Source organism: Sphingobium rhizovicinum, from assembly GCF_042647625.1.
GTDB lineage: Bacteria > Pseudomonadota > Alphaproteobacteria > Sphingomonadales > Sphingomonadaceae > Sphingobium > Sphingobium rhizovicinum.
Map to the genome: position 1 here is coordinate 2,586,941 of NZ_JBHRVU010000004.1, position 19,457 is coordinate 2,606,397.

Below are 19,457 nucleotides of genomic sequence, written 5' to 3' on the forward strand. Positions count from 1 at the left end.
TTCGTTTCGAGCGAAGTCGAGAAACGCTCGCGCAGTGCTTGCCGCTTCTCGACTTCGCTCGAAGCGAACGGAACAAGGGAAATGGCACGTCCAACCTTCTCACTCCACCGCGACCATGCCCGCGCCGGTGGTGTCGTTGCCCAAATCCCAGTTGGTTTCCAGCTTCAGCGTCTTGGCGTCATAGACTTCGATGTCGTAACTGGCGCCGTAGATGTAGAGCTTCTTGCCGTCCATCGACATGCCGAAGCGGAAGCGGGAGCGGCAGGGAAACTCGGCCTTATCGACCACTTCATTGGTGGTCATGTCCATGTGCCAGAATTCGCAGCGCTTGGCGCCCAGCGTCCCGTTGGTGACGACGGTATAGGCTTGCTTGCCATCCGGCGTCAGTTCCAGCCCCGCCATCGCCGCCGGCGCGGGACCGATGGGGGTGAAAGCGAATTGCCGCGTGTTAAGGTCGAAGCGGGCGACGCCGAACATCTTGTTATGGATATAGGGGTCGGCCGCGTTGAACAGCGATATGAACTGGCCGGGCGTGCGCATATTGTCGATCGCGCCGCCAAAGCCGACATTTTCCAGGCCCGTGCCCTCGGGCTTGGCCAGGTCGATGCGGTCCACCACCTTCAAGTCGGCAAGATTCATGATCAGGATCTTCTCCCCGAACATGTAGAGATATTTGCCGTCCGGCGAGACTTTATAGGCGGCGCGATAGCCGCCACCCGATTTCTCGTCTTCCTTGTCGATCTCCGCCGTGCGCACGACCTTTTGCAGCTTCAGGTCGATCACGCCATACATGGGCTTGCTGACCTTGTAGCGGTCCACTTCCTTGTCGAAACGGGTGATGACCGTGTAGAAATAGCGGCCCGCCGGATCCACCGCCCCACCCCAGAAACGATAGCGCGTCGTGCCATCGTTCAGGCTGAACTTGTTGATGATCTTGCGCGTCGCGGTATCGACCACCTCGATCCCGCTGGTCGTGATGGTGGTCACATAAATGCGCTTGCCGTCATCCGATAGGATCATCGACGTCGGCAGGCCGGTGTCGAGCTTCAGCTTGCCCGTCACCGCCGCCTTGCCTTCGTCAAAGATCAGCAACTGGTCGGGATAGCTGCCCATGAACAGGGTGGAGGCGGCAGCCGGCAAGGTGGCGAGCGTAGCCAGTCCGGCGGCGAGAAGGGTGCGAATTTTCATGGCGCGCCTCACGGGAAAACGAGGTCGAGGTTGCGCCAGTCCTTGGTGGCCGTGGCGCAGTTGCTGGCCCAGTCGGGCGAATAATTCACATGGTCGGGCACCTGGACGGGCCAGAAACAGGTGACGTAGCAGTCGTAAATGTCACGCTCGACCGGCTGGCACAGGCCCGCCGTGCCGCCGCCGGCATCCACTTCCCAGCCCGGAGAGAAGGACAGGGTGCAGCCCATCGGCACATGCGGACGGGGTTGTTGCTGGAGGGCGACGACATCCTCCTCCATATCCGCAGCATTGCCTTCGGCAGGCGCTTGAGTGACGGCGGCCTCGATCTGCGTCACCGCTTCGCCGATCGCCTGCGCCTTTTTATTAATGGCACGAAGATGCTTCATGACAGGCCCTTTCGTTCAGCGAAGCGTTCGAGGAAGCCGGGATTTTTCACGGCCAGCACGCCATAAATGCGCAGGCAGGTGTCGGTCCATTGCCGTATCCAGTCGCAATAATGGAGGTTCGCATGGCCAGTATCGCCATAGCGCACGAACGCCTCATGATGGCATCCGCCCGCGCACAGCGGCCGCGCCCAGCAGCTTTGGCAATCATATTTCGCCTCGACATGGCCCTTCGACAGGAATTCGCCCTGTTTGGCGCGGTCGATGCCGCTCGACACATGCCCCATCGTGTGCGTGTCAGCATCGGTAAAGCGGTGGCAGGGGGACAGGTCGCCCGACGGGCTGACGCCCATCAGCCCCAGTCCCGCACCGCAGGGATGCGATTTGTTGACGCCCGAAATCAGCTCGCTGATCGTTTCGCTGACATTGGTGAAGCCATGGACCTGCCCGCGCAGCGCATAGTCCAGCCATTCGTCGGCCAGCGCGGTAAACTGCGTCAGCACGCTGTCCATGCCATTGGCGTCCAGCGAATAAGCGCGCTCCTCCCCCGTCGTCACCGGCGCGAAGCCGACTTCGTGGAAGCCAAGGTCGTCCTTCAGATGGCGGAAGATGCGCACCACGTCCGTCACACCTTCGGTCAGCGTCACGCGGGCGGTGATAGCGCGGGTCTTGTGGTGGGCGATCAGGGTGCGCAGACGCGGTTCGATCACCGCATAGCTGCCCTTGCCATTTTTATAGACGCGATGCTTGTCCTGCACTTCCGGCGGGCCGTCCATCGATACGGTGACGCCGATCCGGTTGTCCGACAGGAAGGTGACGATCTCTGGCGTCAGCAGCGTTGCGTTGGTGGTCAGGCTGTAGGTGATACCCTTCCCCGCTGCCGCCGTCGCTTCGTTGGCATAGTCCACCACATCGCGCAGCAGGCGGAAGTTCATCAGCGTTTCGCCGCCGAAGAAGGTGATATGCACCGCCTTGCGCCCGACCGCTTCGGCGATCAACAGGTCTACCGACGCCTTCGCCGTTTCCAGCGTCATATATTTGGGTTTGCCCGCCGGCGTGGCGATCTTGTCCGCGCCGAATTCATAGCAATAGGTGCAGGCGAGATTGCACTGGTTGGTGACGTTCAGCACCAAAGCCTGAAGCGGGAAATCGGCGGGCGGGGCCGATGGCATGACCGGGGCGGCAACGCCTAGCTGGATCAGTCGCGCGGCGCGCAATTCCCGCACCAGCGCTTCGGCATCGGCGGGTTCGCGCCCGTCGGCCACCAGTTCGCGGATCAGCGCGGCGTGGGTCAGTTCCTGCCCGTCCAGTCGGGACAGGACTGCCTGCACATCGGCATCAATTTCGAAGATCGCACCGGCGCTCACCAGATAGACGAACTGACTGCCGCCCGCTTCAAAGCCATGATATTCCGCCCGGGCATAGGCGGGCGGGGCCTGCATCACGGTCATCGCGATACCTCCGGCTGATCGAAGCGCTGATACATGGGGACGGTGACGACCAGATAGGCGCGGGCGCTCAAGGGCTTGCCGAACTTGTCCTTCGCGCTCTTCGCCGTGGCGACCGCCCAGACCTCGCCATAATTGTTGCGCGCGAAACGACGGGCCGGGTTCGGCCCTTCCTCGCCCGGCGTGAAGAAGGCGGTAGGGCTGAGCGCGCCCACATATTTCATGTCGTCATCATAAGAGACGGTCATGAATTCCTGCATCGCCCAGTCGGCCGCGATCGGACCCAGCGCCACATCGTCGCCCGTATTGGGCTTGCCGTCGAGGCCATTGTCATAGCCGATCGCCTCGAACTGCTGATAGCCCTTTGCGAACTTGATGCCACCAAGCCGGGCCAGCGCAGTTTCCGGCGTCGCCTTGATATAGTCGATATTGCGATAAACCGGGAAAGCCTGCTCCAGCACGGCGCCGGCCAATGCGACGTCGCGCTGGCCCGATGGCGCGGCGGGTGCGACATCGGCGGTCACGACCAGTTCCTTCGGGCTGGCCGACACGATCCTGGTCACGGTGACGCCCGCGCCCAGATCAATATCGGCAGCAGCCGGCGCAGCGGGCAGGTTGTTGCCCAGAATGCGGAGCTGCACCCCCTTCGTCCCGGCCTTCACCGGCCCCGGCGTGACCGCCAGGATGGTCGGCGCGGCGGTCGCCCGGACCAGCTTCACATCATAGCCGAATTCCTGATATTCACCCCAGAACCAGCGGCCTTGCGCGCTCTGCTGGTCGGGTGCGAACCACATGGTTTCCCGCACGGCGCTGCCCAGATCGTCAGGCTTGGCGGCGGCCGCCCCGCCCCTGGACGATCCGCGCCAGCTATAGCCGGCATAGACGATGCCCGCGCCGGTGCGGCTGATCGTGCCGCCATCCGCCAGCGACCGTAATGTCGTGCTGGTCGTGAACTCATCGGCGGCCTTGCCCGGCGCGACCGTCAGTTCGCCCACAAACTTGCCCTTGCCCGGCACCGATGCGACCACCAGCCACTCCCCGGCGAGGCGCGGATTGCGCTGGCGCGCGCTCCAGGCAGCCCATTCGGGCGTATGCAGCCCCGCCACCTTGGGCAGATAGGTCAGCGCATATTCGCCGCGCGTCAGCTTGTCCTTGGGGTCGCGCCCGACGGGCTGCTCGCTATCTTCGGCCGGACGGCGATACTGGGCGTCAGCCTGCGAATAGAGGGCGACATGCAGATCCTGCAACGTCTTCCATTCCAGCTTCGATCGCCGCCAGGACAAAGGCTGCGCATAGGCATGACAGCTGGCGCAGGCGCCGCGCATCGTATCATTGGGCAGCACTTCGTCGATGATCCGCTTTTCGGGCAGATACATGACCGGCCGGGCTTCCTCCGGCGCAAGGCCGTGGGACGAGGCGAGAGACTTGACGATCGCCCGGCTTTCCTCCGGCGTGATCGACAGGCCATTCAAACGCACCATCCGCTTGATCGCCTGCGCCCAGCCCTCCGGCGTAGTGCGGACCCAGCTGATGCGCGAGAGATTGCCCTTGTCGTCGCCAGTGTGGCACGCGCCGCACTTTTCCCTGACCAAAGGATCGGCGACCGGGATGCCGGCTTCCGCCTCCTTCATCGCCGCGCCATCCGGGCCATTATCGCCCTGCGCGAACACGACCGACGCAGAAAACAGCGCCAGCAGGCCCAATTTCGTGACGGGAAGCCGCTTCACCCTTTATGTCCCCCTTGGCGCCCGGCATTTTGCCTTGGGTGCGTATCGAAAGCCTAGGCAGGCGCTCGTCTGGCGCCATTGCCCAAATGACGTATGGCCCCATGGCAATCCGCCATGGAAATCTTGACGTCCGTCAGGATTTTTTCTTTTCGCCGTAATAATCGTCGATGCCATGTTCGGATGACACCGGGTTCCAGTAGCGCGGCGGCAGCCCCTTCTTGCGCATGGCGATGCCGGTCAGGCAGGCGTTCAGCAGATAATTGCTGTTGAGCGCCGTCTTGTAACTGGTGTCCAGATAAGGCGCGACCTCGACTATATCGATGCCGGCAATGTCGTTTTCAGCGCACAGCCGGCGCATGATGGGCTGCGCCTCCCGCATGGTCAGGCCGCCGGGAACCGGCGTGCCGGTGCCGGGCATGAAGGCCGGATCAAGCACATCGACGTCGAAGCTGATCCACAGCTTCTTGGCGTTCTGGCGCGCTTCGGCGATGGCGCGCTCCATCACCTTGTCCCAGCCATGCTTCTCCACCTCGACCATGGTGTGGTAACGCATGCCCTTGTTGCGCATCCAGCCAAAGGTTTCGAGATCGGGACCACGCGCGCGCAGACCGACCTGAATATAGTCCTGCGGCCGCACATGCCCTTCGTGCAGCACGCGATAGACCGGCGATCCATGGGTGATCCAGTGGACGCCATTGCGGCCGACATCATAATGGCTGTCGAAATGGACGACGCTGACATTGCCCTTGCCATGCACGTCCGCCGCCGCTGCGACATTGGGATATTCCAGGCTATGGTCGCCGCCAATGACGATGGGGATCGCGCCGGCCTGTGCAATTTCGCGCACCATGTCGCGCACATGCGCCACCGAACGCTCGGTGCTGTTCTGGTCGATGGCGATGTCGCCATAATCCACGATTTCCAGCACGGAACCCGGATTGATCATGCTGTACATGTCGTTGCCGCCTGCGCCGCCGGTCATGCGCAGCGCGCGCGGCCCGTCGATCGCGTTGCGCCATCCCGATCCCATGTCCAGCGGCGCGCCGACGATGGCGACGTCGACCTTGCCGGCCTTCAGGTCTTCAGGCGTCATCGCCACCGGCGCGCCGGCAAAGGTCGCAAAGCCGCCCCGCCGCCCGCCAATATAGCGGCCAAGGTCCATCGGTCCCGGATCGCGTTTCGGGTCCATAGCCAGCGGACGTTTCGCCTTCCACGCATTGAACCAGGCGGATCGGGTATCGAGCGGGATCGTCTTGGCGTCCCTGCCCTCTTGATACTCCACCTGCGCATGCAGCGCGGCGATCGCGTCGATATAGGCGGTCAGTTCCGCCGCCGGCATGGTGCGGATGCGGTCGAACAGCGCATCCTTTTCCACATAGCGGCCGGTGCGCCCTTCCTTGATCAGCGCCACCTTCTCCGGCGCGATGTCCTTCAGCTTCGCCAGCACATCGGCGGGAATGTCGATGGGCTTGGGTTCGCCCATAATATCTTCCTGCGGGATGGGCGGCGGCGGATTGGGCGTTTCAAATCCGGTGCCGGCCGCCACGGCAGAGGCTGCGGCGGCCGCCGCCATACCCCACCCGGTTATCGCGTTGATCGAAGGCATGACCCAGTCTCCCCCCTGTTAGCGCTTGGCTGTCTTGACCGGCGTTCCCGTCTTGCGCATCGCGATGCCGGAGAGGCAGGCGTGCAAGATGTAGTTGGCGCTCATCCGGCTGGCATAGGTCGGATCCAGGATCGGCGCGGCGTCGAGCAGGTCGAAGCCCACCACCTTGGTCTGAGCGCATATCTGTCGCACCATCGGAATGGCTTCGCGCACCGACAGACCGCCGGGCACCGGACGACCGGATGCCGGCGCGTCGCCGGGGTCGAGCACGCTCATGTCGAACGATATGAAGACATTTTCCGGCCCCTTTTTCAGGCCCGCAATCAGATCGTTCGTGACCGACTGCCACCCCTTTTCCTGTACGGCGGCGGTCAGCACTATCTTCGCGCCGGCGTCCGTCAGCCGCTTCTGCGTGGCGGGGCCAGCGTCGCGGCCATGCAGGCCGACAAGGGTGACGTCGCTGCCGCGCAGCAGATTCTGCTCCAGCAGCCGGGTCAGCGTCTGATTGTCGGAAATCAGGTGATCGCCGCCCAGTTCGGCGTCGGCATGGGCGTCGAACTGGACCAAAGCGACCTTGCCCGCACCATAGATGTCAACCATCGCCGCCACATCGGGATACATGATCGTATGGTCGCCGCCCACGACGAAGGGGATGGTCCCCACGCCCGCCATTTCGGCGATCATCGTGCGGATATGGTCCAGCCCCCGGTCAGGCGCCATATAATCGGGCGACAGGTCGCCATAGTCGGCGATCGACAGGACCAGCCCCGGATCGACGCCGCCGTCGGCATCCGCGCCGACCAGCCCGTCCATGTTGCGCAGCGCGGACGGCGCATGCTTGGCGTCGCGCCAGCCCGACGAGAAATCGAGCGGCACGCCGACGAAGGCGACCTCCACCTTGCCCGCGATCAGGTCTTCCTTGCGAATGGCGACCGGCGCATCCGCGAACGTGGCGACGGCCCCCTTCTGGAACATGTAGCGCTTGAGGCTGAACGGGCCGTCGTCGCGCTTCATCTTGTCGAACATCTTGGGGCGCAGCGTCGTGCCGGCATTCCAGCCCCGCGCCTGCGGGTTGAGCGCGATTTCCCCCGCATCGCGGCCGGCCTGATATTTGCTGTCTTCGACCACCGCCATCAGCCCGGCGGCATAGGCGTCCACATCGGCCGCCGACCGCCCGGTCAGCGCGACCTTGACCTTCTCCGGCGTCAGGCCGAACCGCTCCAGCGTCGCGGGATCGGACAGGAACGCCTTCTTTTCGGGCGACAGGCTGGCGAGGGGATCGGCATCCTGCGCCGCAGCCGGGCCGGACAGCGTTGCAAGGGCAAGGACGAAAGCGGCGCTACGCGCCAACAGGGTGGTGCGTGCCATCAATTCTTCTTCCCATAATAGGCGTCGAGGCCATGATCGACCGAAACAGGGTTGAGATAGCCGGGCTTCAGGCCCTTCTTGCGCATGGCGATGCCGGCGAGGCAGGCGTTCAGCAGGAAATTGCTGTTGAGCGCAGTCTTGTAACTGGTGTCGAGATAGGGCGCGACTTCGACGATATCGATGCCGGCAATGTCATTCTGGGCGCACAGGTTGCGCATGATCGGCTGGGCTTCGCGCATCGTCAGGCCGCCGGGAACCGGCGTGCCGGTGCCGGGCATGAAGGCCGGGTCGAGCACATCGACGTCAAAGCTGATCCACAATTTCTTGCTATTCTCGCGCGCCTCTTTGAGCGCGCGGGCCATCACCTTGTCCCAGCCCCATTTCTCGACCTCGACCATGGTGTGATAGCGCATGCCCTTGTTGCGCATCCAGCCGAAGGTTTCGAGGTCGGGACCACGCGCGCGCAGGCCGACCTGAATATAGTCGCTGCCGCGCACATGCCCTTCGGACAGGACGCGATAGACCGGCTGGCCATGGTCGAGCAGATGGACGCGGCCGCGGCCGATGTCATAATGGCTGTCGAAGTGGATGACGCTGACATTGCCTTTACCATGCACGTCCGCCGCGGCGGCGACATTGGGATATTCCAGGCTGTGGTCGCCGCCGATGACGATCGGGATCGCGCCGGTGCGGGCGATTTCCCCCACCATCTCGCGCACATGATCGACGCTGCGTTCGGTGCTGTTCTGATCGATGGCAATGTCGCCATAGTCGACGATCTTGAGCGCCCCATTGGGATTGATCATCGAATACATGTCGTTGCCAGCGGCCCCGCCGGTCATGCGCATGGCCCGCGGTCCATCGATCGCATTGCGCCAGCCCGATCCCATGTCCAGCGGCGCGCCCACGATGGCGACATCGACCTTGCCGGCTTTCAGGTCTTCCGGCGTCATGGCTACGGGCGCACCAGCGAAGGTGGCAAAGCCCCCGCCCCAGCCGCCAATATAGCGGCTCAGCTCCAGCGGCCCTGCTTCGCGCTTCGGGTCCAGCGCAGCCGAACGGCGCACTTTCCAGGCGTTGAACCAGGGGGATTTGGTGTCGAGAGGAATGGCGGCGAGATCGCGGCCGGCCTTATATTCAACCTGCGCATGCAGCGCCATCATCGCGTCGATATAGGCGCTGACCGCCTGGGCATCATCCTTGCGGATGCGTTCGAACAGCCTGTCCTTCTCGACATAGCGGCCGGTGACGCCGCTCTTGAGGAAATCCACCTTCGCCTTGTCGATGCCGGCCAGCTTCGCCTCGACATCCTTGGGCAGTTCTGTCGGCTTGGGCCGGCCCATATCATCTTCCAGCGGCGTCTGCATCGCGGGCGTCGCGGCGTTGCGATCCGGCTTGCTATAGGGAAGATCGCCCGCGACCGCAGCGCCGATCGCCGCGATCCCGGCCATGCTCCATCCTGTGATGGCGGTCATAGACGGCATGCAAATTCTCCGGCCCGGAAGACCCCCCATTGGGCTGAAGCGGGCAAAGGCAACAGGAATAGGACGGAAATCCCGTCGCTTGGCCCGCAGGCTAGGCGGGCAGCGCACCGCATCCCAATAGGGCATTTGACGTAGGACAGGCCCATAGGCGCAGAGACGAGCCAGCTACGTCAAATGCCCCATGTTTGCCTGCCTGCACGCTCCATAGCCTTCCCGCCATGCCAGAAAAGCACGAGGCGGCAGTCCAGCCGTCCGCAGGCCGTGGCCGCGCACAGACGCAGCATGGCGAAGACAGGCAGAGGATTACGACCGGGGAAGACATTGGAAAAGAAGGGGAACACCATGTCGTATCGCGCAAAGCTGAAAATGGGGCTGTTATCCGCGACGATCATATCGGGCGCCGTCGCCGCCATGCCCGCCATGGCCCAGAGCGCCGCTGAAGCCGCCGACGAAGGCGATATGATCATCGTCACCGGCACGCGCCGCAGCACGACGCTGATGGAAACGCCGATCAACATCACCGCAATCGGGGCCAAGGAGCTGGCGGCCGAGCGGATTGACGACATCAAGGATCTGGGCGCCTTCACGCCGGGCATCACCGTTGCCGACAACGGCCCGCGCGGCGCCGCCACCATCGTCATGCGCGGTCTCGCCTCCGACGGGGCGGGCGCTTCGGGCAGCAATTCCAACAGCGCGGTCGGCACCTATCTGGGCGAAGTGCCGCTCTATCTCGACTTCAAGCTGATGGATATTGAGCGCGTTGAAACGCTGCTTGGTCCGCAGGGCACGCTTTATGGACTGGGCACGCTGGCGGGCGCGATCCGCTACATTCCCAATCGGCCGGACGTCACCAAATTTTCGGCCGAAGTCCATGGCCGCGCCTATGACGTCGCCCATTCCAAGGGGCTGGGCTATGTCGGCGATGTGACGCTGAATATCCCGATCATCAAGGATGTGATGGCGTTCCGCACCTCCACCGGCTATTATTACGACCCCGGCTTCATCGACAATCCATTCCTGGTGAAGACGCTGGGCGTCTCCATCCCGCAGCCCGGCACGCTGGAAAATCCGGCCGGAACGCAGGCGCAGCGGGAGGAGAATTTCGCGGGCAAGAAGGATGTGAACTTCGAAAAGACGTTCAGCAGCCGCAACCAGCTCGGCATTTCCGTGCCCGATTTCAACGCCTATCTGACCTATGTCTTCCAGCAGACGAAGACGGACGGCATTCAGGGCAATTCCGCCGGCGTCTTTGGCGAAGGCAAATATGAAAATGCCGCGCGCATGCTGACCCCGTCGAACCGCAAGTCGCAGCTGGTCAGCCTGGAAATGGAAGCGCAGCTGGGCGATGTGGCGCAGGCGATCTGGACTTCGGCCTATACCAAGCAGACCGTCAAGCAGATTGGCGACGTCACCAACCTGCTGATCGAACTCGATTACGACTATGAACTGTTCCCGGCCTTTGCCGGCTACACCACCAGCGGATCGACCAAGCGCGACCAGTTCAATCAGGAAATCCGGCTGGTTTCCACCCATGGCGGCCCGATCAGCTGGGTGCTGGGCGGCTTCTTCAACTATCAGAAGTTCAAGTCCGACGGCGTGGAAACCCTGCCCGGCTTCGCGGCCTTCGCAGCCTCGCCCACCGGCAGCGATCTCTATGGCGGCTTCTATGACGGGCTGGTCCGCCCCGACGACGCGGAATATGTGTCCTTCACCCGGTCCAAGACCGAAGAACAGGCCGTGTTCGGCGAAGTGACCTTCAAGCCGACCAGCAAGTGGCAGATCACCGGCGGCGGCCGCTATTTCCGCTATGACACGTCGATCACGGGCGGGTCCGATACGCCGATGACGCCGGGCGGTCGCCGCCGCATGCCCTATCCCAGCCTGGAAATCGCATCCTCGCGCGTGCGCAGCGGTTCCGCCAGCGACGACGGCTTCGTGTGGAAGGCCAACACCTCCTACAGCTTCTCACCAGCTCTGATGGCCTATGCCACCTACAGCACCGGCTATCGCATCGGCGGCGTCAACCGCGTCGCGCCCTGCACCTTCGCCCCGCCGCCGGCCGCGCCCCCTCCGGGCCAGAATCTGTGTGCCCTGCCCAACGAACTGGCCTATGGCCCGGACAAGACCAAGAATATCGAACTGGGCGTGCGCGGCGCGCTGTTCGGCGGTCGCCTGACCGGCACGGTGTCGGTGTTCCAGATCAAGTGGGACGGCATCCAGCTGGGCACGCAAACCTATTATGGCAGCATCGGCATCACCGCCAATGCGGGCAAGGCGCGCAGCCGCGGCGTCGACTTCTCGTTCAACGCCCGCATCACCGACCAGTTCTCGCTGCGCGGCAATTACAGCTATCTGAAGGCCAAGTTGACCGAGGACGCCCCGGACCTGCTGTCGCCCTATGAAGGGTCAGGCGACGTCTTCGCCGGCGACCGCCTGCCCGGATCGGCCAAGAACAAGGGCGCGCTGGCGGCGGTCTACACGGTGCCGATGGGCGACAATGAACTGGCGCTCAACTGGACCGCGACCTATACCGGCGGCATCCTGACGTCGGTCGGCGGCCGGGCTGGTGGCGAGTTGCTGCCATCCTACGTGCTGCACCGCGCATCGGCGACCTACCAGACCGAACATTGGGACCTGTCGCTGTTCGCCAACAACATCTTCGACAAATATGCCGTTTCGGGCACGTCGAGCGATCTGACCCGCGCCGGCATCGTCAACGATGGCATTCTCTATCGCGGCTATGGCTATGGCGTCGTCCAGCCCCGCGTCGTGGGCGTGGAGGGCCGGGTCAAATTCTGATCCGAACCAGAAAGGGCGCTCTTCTAACGGAAGGGCGCCCTTTTTGTTGGCGTTTTGCATGTCGAACGGCTGATGGATGAAGCGCCCCCTTCCAACAGTCCCGTCGGGCGACAGGAAAGATCAGTCGACGGCGATGCCCTGCGCCGCCAGCCAGTTTGCAACCGGCGCCAGTTCCGCCTCGTGCCGTTTCCACCGGGCGACCGCATCGGCATTGATCGGCCGGCGGACCTGCGCGGCGCTGGGGGTGGCGACGGCGGCCTTGTTCTCATGGAAGGACAGGCAGGCGGCATCCCAGTCCAGCCCGCAATGAGCGAGCAAGCGCCGCGTCTGCCCTTCCTGATCAGCGACCAGCGCTTCGTAAGAGAGCGAAAGCACCCGACCGGGAAACAGCCGGTCCCACAGCGCCATCAACCCGTCAAAGCGGGCATAATAGCGCGCTATGTCCATCAGGTCGTAGCTATAGGCATAATAGGTCGACTGGCTGGCGAAGAGATTTTTGTAGTTGCTCCAGACCGTATCCATCGGATGGCGGCGCAGGCAGATGATCCGCGCCTGCGGTAAAGCCCGCGCGATATGGCCGACATAGAGAAAATTGGCCGGCAGCTTGTCGATGAAGCGCGGCGCCCCCTTTGGCCGATGATGCTCCGCCCGCGCCATATAGGCCCGGCCGATGGCGAGCGGATCGATCGCGGCGCTGGCGGCGATCGTCTCCGGGTCGATGACAAGGCGGGAGGGTGTAGCTGCCAGCTGCTTCACCGCCAGCGGCATCGCCTGCAATTCGCCCGCCGATCCGACCGCAGCATGGGAGGAAAGAATGCGATCGACCAACGTAGTGCCAGTGCGCGGCATGCCCACGATGAAGATAGGCGCAGGCTCTTCCAGCCCCGCCCCCCAGGCGGCAGGCGCGCTATCGGAAAACAGCCCCTCGATCGCGTCGAAGATCGCCCGGTCCTGGGCGAAATCATAGCCGATCGTGCGTTTGTGATCGGCATTGGCGGCGGACAAATAGGTGAAGGCTTCGCGCCCGTTGCCCATATCCTCATGGCTTTTGGCGAGCGCATAACGGATGCGCAGCCGATTTTCGGGCTGGGCCGCGCGAGCGAGCGCCGCCTCCAGCCGGGGCAGGCTGTTCACCTCCACACTCTGACGCGACAATATGGCGAGCGCATAATGGACGCGGGAATCGGCCGGATCGGCCTTCAGGATCGTCTCATAATGGTCGCGCGCCGCCTCCACCCGCCCGGTAAAGCCGCAAGCGGCGGCGAGATTGTAGCGATAGGAGAGATTATCCGGCTCGGCCGCGACCGCGCCTTCGAACGGCGTGATCGATGCTTCATGATCGCCCAGCCGCGCCAGCACGCAGCCGATCGTGTCGAGCGTGCGCGCATCCTGCGTTCCGGCGGCCATCGCATCGCGCGCCGCCTGCGCCGCATCGCCATCGCGCCGCAGCAGGATCAGCAATTTGGCATATTGGGCCAGATGTTCAGCATCGCGCCCGCGCGCCAGCGCATGTTCCAGCATGGGCAGCGCCCTGGCCACCTGCCCCGCCTCCACCGCCGCCATGCCAAGCAGGAAATAGCCGTCGGGCTGCTCCGGCTGTTCCATGGCCAGCCGCTGCGCCGCCTGCGCCGCAGCGGGGAGATCGCCCCGCGCCAGCGCCGCGCGCGCCTGCGCCGCCAGCGTCATGCCTGCCCCAGGGTGAAGCCCGCCACCCGTTCGATCATCCAGAAACAGCCAATGATGCCAGCGCCATAGAGGGCAGCCTGTCGCACCCACCGGTCGCGGTCAAGGATTTCGGCGACCTTCATCATCGCCAGTACGCAGGCGACGAAGATCAGCTGGCCCAGCTCCACCCCGCCATTGAAGAAGAGCAGGCCCGACAATCGCTCCTGCGGCGCGACGCCCAGTTCGCGCAGCACGGTCGCAAAGCCCAGGCCATGGAGCAGGCCGAAGCCGGCAACCACGGCCAACTGGCGGCGACGCTTGGACGGATCGTTCCCGTCTTCCTCCTTCGCACGGATCGCCTCCCGCGCCATGAAGGCGATGGACAGGGCGATCACCGCCTCCACCGGGGCACCGGCACGGTGACGATGTCGAAAAAGGCAAGCGCCAGACTGAGCGAATGACCAATGGTGAAGGTCGTCACCAGCGCCAGCAGGAAACGCCCGCGCGCCAGCAGACACAGGCACAGGACAAAGGCCAGATGGTCCCAGCCGCCCAATATATGGACAATCCCCTGCCAAGTATATTCCACCGCGATGACGGGCAGCGCGCGGGTGCGCGCCGCCGTCTCACCGATCGGCAGGGACAATGTGTCGCCATCGGGCTGCAACGCCTGCTGCACCCGCGCGCCGGTGGCGGTGGACAGGAAGGTGCCGCCATCGACGGCCCAGGGGGTGACGATGGCGTCATCCGCCGCCAGCGCCCGATCACAGGCGATGCCGATGGCGTAGCGGGTCATCACCGTTTCGGTCAGTTTCTCCCGGCTGGTTTCCCGGCATCCGTCGGGCAGGCCCAACGCCTTGTCGCTCGCAAGGACGGAGGGGACCGAAGCGCTGAGGTCGAAGCTGCCGGGGTCGATGCCCGGCTGGATCACGAAATCGCCGACGCGAAAGACGTCCGCCTGCGCCGGGACCGCACAGCCGACCGCCAGCATCAGGATCAGCAACAGCCGGCGCAGCATGTTATTGTTCCACCTTGATGCGGTATCCGGCCTCCAGCTTCTGCACTTCCTGCTCCACCAGCGCGCCGGTCTGCGCCGCCAGATAGTCCTGCTTCACCTGATCGCGCACATCGGTATAGGGCAGCATGGCGGATGGGCCGCGATCGCGCACGCGGGCGAAATGCCAGCCGCGCGTCGATTGCAGCGGGCCGATCCACTGGCCGGCCGGCGTCTTCTTGAGCGTGTCGAGGAAAGGCTGGCCAAACATGCCGCGCAGCATGGATTCGCCATAATCCTTCAGGTCATGGCCCATCCAGAAATCATCGCCCTTCACGCTGCCGCCCGATTGCAGCGTGGCGAGCAGCGCGGGCGCATCGCCGGGCTTTTGTTCGAAAAACACATGGTCGACCGACAGGCGCGGTTCGGCGCGATACAGATCGCGATGGCTGGCATAATAGCCCATCAGCTGATCCTCGCTGGGGTCGGCCGGCGCACCCGCAATCATGAAGCGGACCCGGTCGATCAGCCGCTGCTTGGTGGTCTTGTCGGTCATGTGCATGCCGCGCTCCACCGCTTCGCGGAACAGCAGTTCGTCGGCGACATAATCATGGATCAGCTTGGCCTTTGCCTGCGCATCGGGCTTTTTGCCGGCCATCATCTCATAATCGTCGGACAGGCTTTTCTGGACGGAAAGCGGGACGTCAATCTCCTGATGCCGGGCGCTGACCGCCCAGTAGAGCGCGAAGATCACGCCCGCGACGCAAAGGAAAACGATAAACGGATCACGGTCCGCCCAGCCGCGCAGCGACGGCAACAGTCCGCGCAGGGAAGTCATCACACGGCGCATCAGCGCAAACCCTTTCACACCCCGCCCGGCAGGCCGGGCGTTCCTGCCGTTTATGACGATCCATGGGGCGGCGCCCTCTACGTCAAATGACGCATGGGTGGGACGCTTGCGCCTCGCCCCTCCAGTTTACGGGAGGGGCGAGGCGCGCAAAAATCCTCAGTCCAGATTGGGCCGCAGATAGCGTTCGGCCGTTTCCAGGTCGATGCCGCGCCGCTGGGCATAATCTTCCAACTGGTCGCGGCCCACGCGGGCGACGCCGAAATATTCAGCCTGCGCATGGCCGAAATAAAAGCCGCTGACCGCCGCGGTCGGCAACATGGCGAAGCTTTCGGTCAGGGTCGCGCCGGTGGCGTGATGCGCATCCAGCATGTCGAACAAGATCGGCTTCAGGCTATGTTCCGGGCAGGCGGGATAGCCGGGCGCCGGGCGGATGCCGCGATATTGCTCCTTGATCAGCGCCTCATTGGTCAACTGTTCGCCCTCGGCATAGCCCCAGAGCGCGGTGCGGACATAATGATGCAGTCGCTCGGCAAAGGCTTCGGCCAGACGATCGGCCAGCGCTTTGAGAAGAATGTCCGAATAGTCATCGATCGCATTTTTGAACCGCGCCAGATGCGGTTCGATGCCGTGGATCGACACGGCGAAGCCGCCCATCCAGTCGCCATCATGGCTGATGAAGTCGGCGAGGCACATATTGGCCCGCCCTTCCCGCTTCTGGATCTGCTGGCGCAGCATCGGCAGGCGGACATGTTTTTCATCCTCGACATGGACGATGATGTCATCGCCTTCGCGGCGGCAGGGCCACAGGCCTGCCACGCCGCGCGCGGTCAGCCATTTGTCGTTGACGATCTTGTCGAGCATCTTCTGCGCATCGGCGAAGAGGCTGCGGGCGCTTTCGCCGACAATCTCGTCGTCCAGGATGGCTGGATAATTGCCCGCCAGTTCCCACGCGCGGAAGAAGGGCGTCCAGTCGATATAATTGACCAGATCCTTCAAATCCCAGTCCTTGAAGGTGTGAACGCCCGGCAGGCGTGGACGCGGCGCCTTCAGGCTCTCGTCAATTTCAAAGCCGTTGGCGCGGGCATCCTCGATGCTGACCAGCGCGCTTTGCCCCTTATTGGCGCGGGCGACACGGACATGCTCATAATCGTCCTTGGTCTTCTGGACGAAATCAGTCTTCTGCGTCTCGGAGACCAGCGCGGTGGCCACGCCCACGGCGCGGCTGGCGTCCAGCACATGGACGACCGGACCAGTAAAGGCTGGATCGATGCGCAGCGCGGTATGCACGCGCGAGGTCGTCGCCCCGCCGATCAGCAGCGGCATCGTCATGTTGGCCCGCTGCATTTCGGCGGCCACCGTCACCATCTCGTCCAGCGAGGGGGTGATGAGGCCGGACAGGCCGATCATGTCCGCGTCATGATCATTCGCGGCCTTGATGATGTCCTGCCAGGGGACCATCACGCCCATGTCGACCACTTCGAAGCCGTTGCACTGGAGCACGACGCCGACGATATTCTTGCCAATATCATGCACGTCGCCCTTCACGGTCGCCATGATGATCTTGCCCTTGCCCTTGGCGCCCGGTTCTTTCGCTGCCTCGATGAAGGGCAGCAGATGGGCGACCGCTTTCTTCATGACGCGGGCGGACTTCACCACCTGCGGCAGGAACATCTTGCCCGCGCCGAACAGGTCGCCGACCACGTTCATGCCGTCCATCAGCGGGCCTTCGATCACTTCGATCGGCTTGGCGGCGGCGAGGCGGGCTTCCTCGGTGTCTTCCACGACATACATGTCGATGCCCTTGACCAGCGCATGTTCCAGCCGCTTGGCGACGGGCCAACCGCGCCATTCCTGCGCGGCTTTCTCGGACGCGGCATCCTTGCCCTTGAAGGATTCCGCGAGCGCGACGAGGCGGTCGCCGGCTTCCGGATCGCTGTTCAGCAGCACATCTTCGCACGCCTTGCGCAATGCGGGGTCGATCGCGTCATAGACGTCGAGCTGCCCCGCATTGACGATCGCCATGTCCAGACCCGCCGGGATGGCGTGGTACAGGAAGACGCTGTGCATCGCCCGGCGGACGGGTTCGTTGCCGCGGAAGGAGAAGGAGAAGTTGGACAGGCCGCCCGAAATATGGACGTGCGGGCAGCGCTTCTTGATCTCGCGGCAGGCTTCGATGAAGTCGACGCCGTAGTTGTTATGCTCCTCGATCCCGGTCGCCACCGCGAAGATATTGGGATCGAAGATGATGTCTTCGGGCGGGAAACCGATCGTCATCAGCAGCTTGTAGGCGCGTTCGCAAATCTCGACCTTGCGGGCCTGCGTGTCGGCCTGCCCGGTTTCGTCGAACGCCATGACAACCACCGCCGCGCCATAGGCCATGCAGAGCCGCGCATGATGCAGGAAAGCTTCTTCGCCTTCCTTCATGCTGATCGAGTTGACGACGGGCTTGCCCGAAACGCATTTCAGCCCTGCCTCGATGACTTCCCACTTCGAAGAGTCGATCATCACCGGCACGCGGCTGATGTCCGGTTCCGACGTCATGAGTTTCAGGAAAGTGGTCATCGCCTCGACCGCGTCGAGCAGACCTTCGTCCATGTTCACATCGACGATCTGTGCGCCATTCTCGACCTGCTCGCGCGCAATGTCGATGGCCGCGGCATAATCGCCCGCCATGATCAGCTTCTTGAACTTGGCCGATCCGGTGACGTTGGTGCGTTCACCGATGTTGACGAAAGTGGCGGTCGATTGGGTGGTCATGATCTAGCTCGTCACCCCAGCGAAGGCTGGGGTCTCCCCGTGTTGAAGTGCGCCTCAGGAGGCACGAGATCCCAGCTTTCGCTGGGATGACGTTTATATATTAGGCCGCGATATGCATCGGTTCGAGGCCGGCGAGCCGGGTCACGACCTGCAATTCCGGCACCACGCGCGGCTTGTGGCCGGCCAGCGCCTTCGCCACCGCGCCGATGTGCGCAGGCGTGGTGCCGCAACAGCCGCCGACCATGTTGACCAGCCCTTCGTCCACCCAGTCGCGGATCAGCTTCGCGGTGGTTTCCGGCAATTCGTCATATTGGCCCAGTTCGTTTGGCAGGCCGGCATTGGGATAGGCCAGGATCAGTGTGTCGGCATTTTTCGACAGCTCGCTCAGATACGGGCGCAGCAAATCCGCGCCGAACGCGCAGTTCACGCCGATGGTCAGCGGCTTCAGGTGTCGCAACGAATACCAGAAGGCGTTGATCGTGTGGCCCGACAGGTTCCGGCCCGACATATCGGTGATGGTGAAGCTGAGCATCACCGGCACCGGGCGACCCGACGCCGCCTCCGCTTCCCGCGCGGCCATGCCGGCGGCCTTGGCGTTCAGCGTGTCGAAACAGGTTTCGATCAGCAGAAAATCGACCCCGCCCGCGATCAGCGCGTCGCACTGTTCGCGATAGTCGGCCTTCAGCGTGTCATAATCGACCTCGCGATAGGCGGGGTCGTTGACGTCGGGCGAGATGCTGAGCGTCTTGTTGGTCGGGCCGATCGAACCGCACACGAAACGGGGCTTGCCGTCCTTGGCTGTCGCCTTCTCGCAGGCCGCGCGGGCGATCTTCGCGGCGGCGACATTGATGTCCCACACCAGATGCTCGCAGCCATAGTCCGCCATCGCGATCTTGGTCGAAGAGAAGGTGTTCGTCTCGATCATGTCGGCGCCATTGTCGAGATAAGCTGTGTGAATGCCCTCCACGATGTCCGGGCGGGTCAGGCAGAGAAGATCGTTATTGCCCTTCTGGTCCTTGCTCAGGTCCAGATCGCCGCGATAATCCGCTTCGGTCAGGCCATGTTTCTGGATCGACGTGCCATAGCCGCCGTCGAAGATCAGGATCTTTTCCGCCGCCAGGGCGCGCAATTTCTGTTCAGCCGTCATAATCTTTCCCCTCGCCCCGTTCGGTTCGAGCCTGTCGAGAA

The 19,457-nt window shown here is 63.5% G+C and carries 14 protein-coding genes; 1 reads left to right on the forward strand and 13 read right to left on the reverse strand.

Annotated elements, in window-relative coordinates; translation table 11 throughout:
- Window positions 1-99: 99 nt before the first annotated feature.
- The 7 genes from ACFOKF_RS13650 to ACFOKF_RS13680 all read right to left on the reverse strand — a co-directional run bounded on the left by ACFOKF_RS13650 (window position 100) and on the right by ACFOKF_RS13680 (window position 9,171).
- Complete coding sequence (locus tag ACFOKF_RS13650) at window positions 100-1,188, reverse strand: YncE family protein (RefSeq protein ID WP_380796269.1); 1,089 nt, start codon at window positions 1,186-1,188, stop codon at window positions 100-102.
- A gap of 8 nt (window positions 1,189-1,196) precedes the next feature.
- Window positions 1,197-1,574, reverse strand: coding sequence for a quinohemoprotein amine dehydrogenase subunit gamma (gene qhpC / locus ACFOKF_RS13655; RefSeq protein ID WP_380796270.1), 378 nt, complete (start codon window positions 1,572-1,574; stop codon window positions 1,197-1,199).
- The gene (gene peaB, locus ACFOKF_RS13660; protein WP_380796271.1) at window positions 1,571-3,022 is read right to left on the reverse strand and encodes a quinohemoprotein amine dehydrogenase maturation protein; all 1,452 of its coding nucleotides are present in this window, start codon (window positions 3,020-3,022) and stop codon (window positions 1,571-1,573) included. The genes qhpC and peaB overlap by 4 nt, the downstream gene beginning before the upstream one ends.
- The gene (gene peaA, locus ACFOKF_RS13665) at window positions 3,019-4,746 is read right to left on the reverse strand and encodes a quinohemoprotein amine dehydrogenase subunit alpha (protein ID WP_380796272.1); all 1,728 of its coding nucleotides are present in this window, start codon (window positions 4,744-4,746) and stop codon (window positions 3,019-3,021) included. Before peaA ends, peaB begins: the two co-directional genes overlap by 4 nt.
- 133 nt (window positions 4,747-4,879) lie before the next feature.
- On the reverse strand, window positions 4,880-6,352 hold the full coding sequence (locus ACFOKF_RS13670; RefSeq protein WP_298398411.1) for an agmatinase family protein: 1,473 nt from the start codon (window positions 6,350-6,352) through the stop codon (window positions 4,880-4,882).
- Window positions 6,353-6,370: 18 nt separating this feature from the next.
- A complete protein-coding gene (locus tag ACFOKF_RS13675; RefSeq protein ID WP_380796273.1) occupies window positions 6,371-7,720 on the reverse strand; it encodes an agmatinase family protein in 1,350 nt (449 codons plus the stop codon).
- The gene (locus ACFOKF_RS13680; RefSeq protein ID WP_380796274.1) at window positions 7,720-9,171 is read right to left on the reverse strand and encodes an agmatinase family protein; all 1,452 of its coding nucleotides are present in this window, start codon (window positions 9,169-9,171) and stop codon (window positions 7,720-7,722) included. Before ACFOKF_RS13680 ends, ACFOKF_RS13675 begins: the two co-directional genes overlap by 1 nt.
- Window positions 9,172-9,546: 375 nt before the next feature.
- Between ACFOKF_RS13680 and ACFOKF_RS13685 the strand changes: the two genes are divergently transcribed.
- On the forward strand, window positions 9,547-12,003 hold the full coding sequence (locus ACFOKF_RS13685; protein ID WP_380796275.1) for a TonB-dependent receptor: 2,457 nt from the start codon (window positions 9,547-9,549) through the stop codon (window positions 12,001-12,003).
- Window positions 12,004-12,123: 120 nt separating this feature from the next.
- On the opposite strand, the gene ACFOKF_RS13690 is transcribed toward ACFOKF_RS13685, so the two are convergent.
- The 6 genes from ACFOKF_RS13690 to ACFOKF_RS13715 form a co-directional block, all read right to left on the reverse strand.
- Complete coding sequence (locus ACFOKF_RS13690; protein WP_380796277.1) at window positions 12,124-13,689, reverse strand: tetratricopeptide repeat-containing sulfotransferase family protein; 1,566 nt, start codon at window positions 13,687-13,689, stop codon at window positions 12,124-12,126.
- Entirely contained in the window at window positions 13,686-14,063 is a 378-nt protein-coding gene (locus ACFOKF_RS13695) for a HupE/UreJ family protein (RefSeq protein WP_380796278.1), read from the reverse strand. Before ACFOKF_RS13695 ends, ACFOKF_RS13690 begins: the two co-directional genes overlap by 4 nt.
- Window positions 14,060-14,686, reverse strand: coding sequence for a HupE/UreJ family protein (locus ACFOKF_RS13700; protein ID WP_380796279.1), 627 nt, complete (start codon window positions 14,684-14,686; stop codon window positions 14,060-14,062). Before ACFOKF_RS13700 ends, ACFOKF_RS13695 begins: the two co-directional genes overlap by 4 nt.
- A gap of 1 nt (window position 14,687) precedes the next feature.
- Window positions 14,688-15,512 (reverse strand): peptidyl-prolyl cis-trans isomerase, encoded by an 825-nt coding sequence (locus ACFOKF_RS13705; RefSeq protein ID WP_380796281.1) that lies wholly within the window; start codon window positions 15,510-15,512, stop codon window positions 14,688-14,690.
- A 156-nt stretch (window positions 15,513-15,668) separates the two neighbouring features.
- Window positions 15,669-18,269 (reverse strand): methionine synthase, encoded by a 2,601-nt coding sequence (gene metH / locus ACFOKF_RS13710; protein WP_380796282.1) that lies wholly within the window; start codon window positions 18,267-18,269, stop codon window positions 15,669-15,671.
- A gap of 100 nt (window positions 18,270-18,369) precedes the next feature.
- A complete protein-coding gene (locus ACFOKF_RS13715; protein WP_380796283.1) occupies window positions 18,370-19,416 on the reverse strand; it encodes a homocysteine S-methyltransferase family protein in 1,047 nt (348 codons plus the stop codon).
- Window positions 19,417-19,457: the final 41 nt, after the last annotated feature.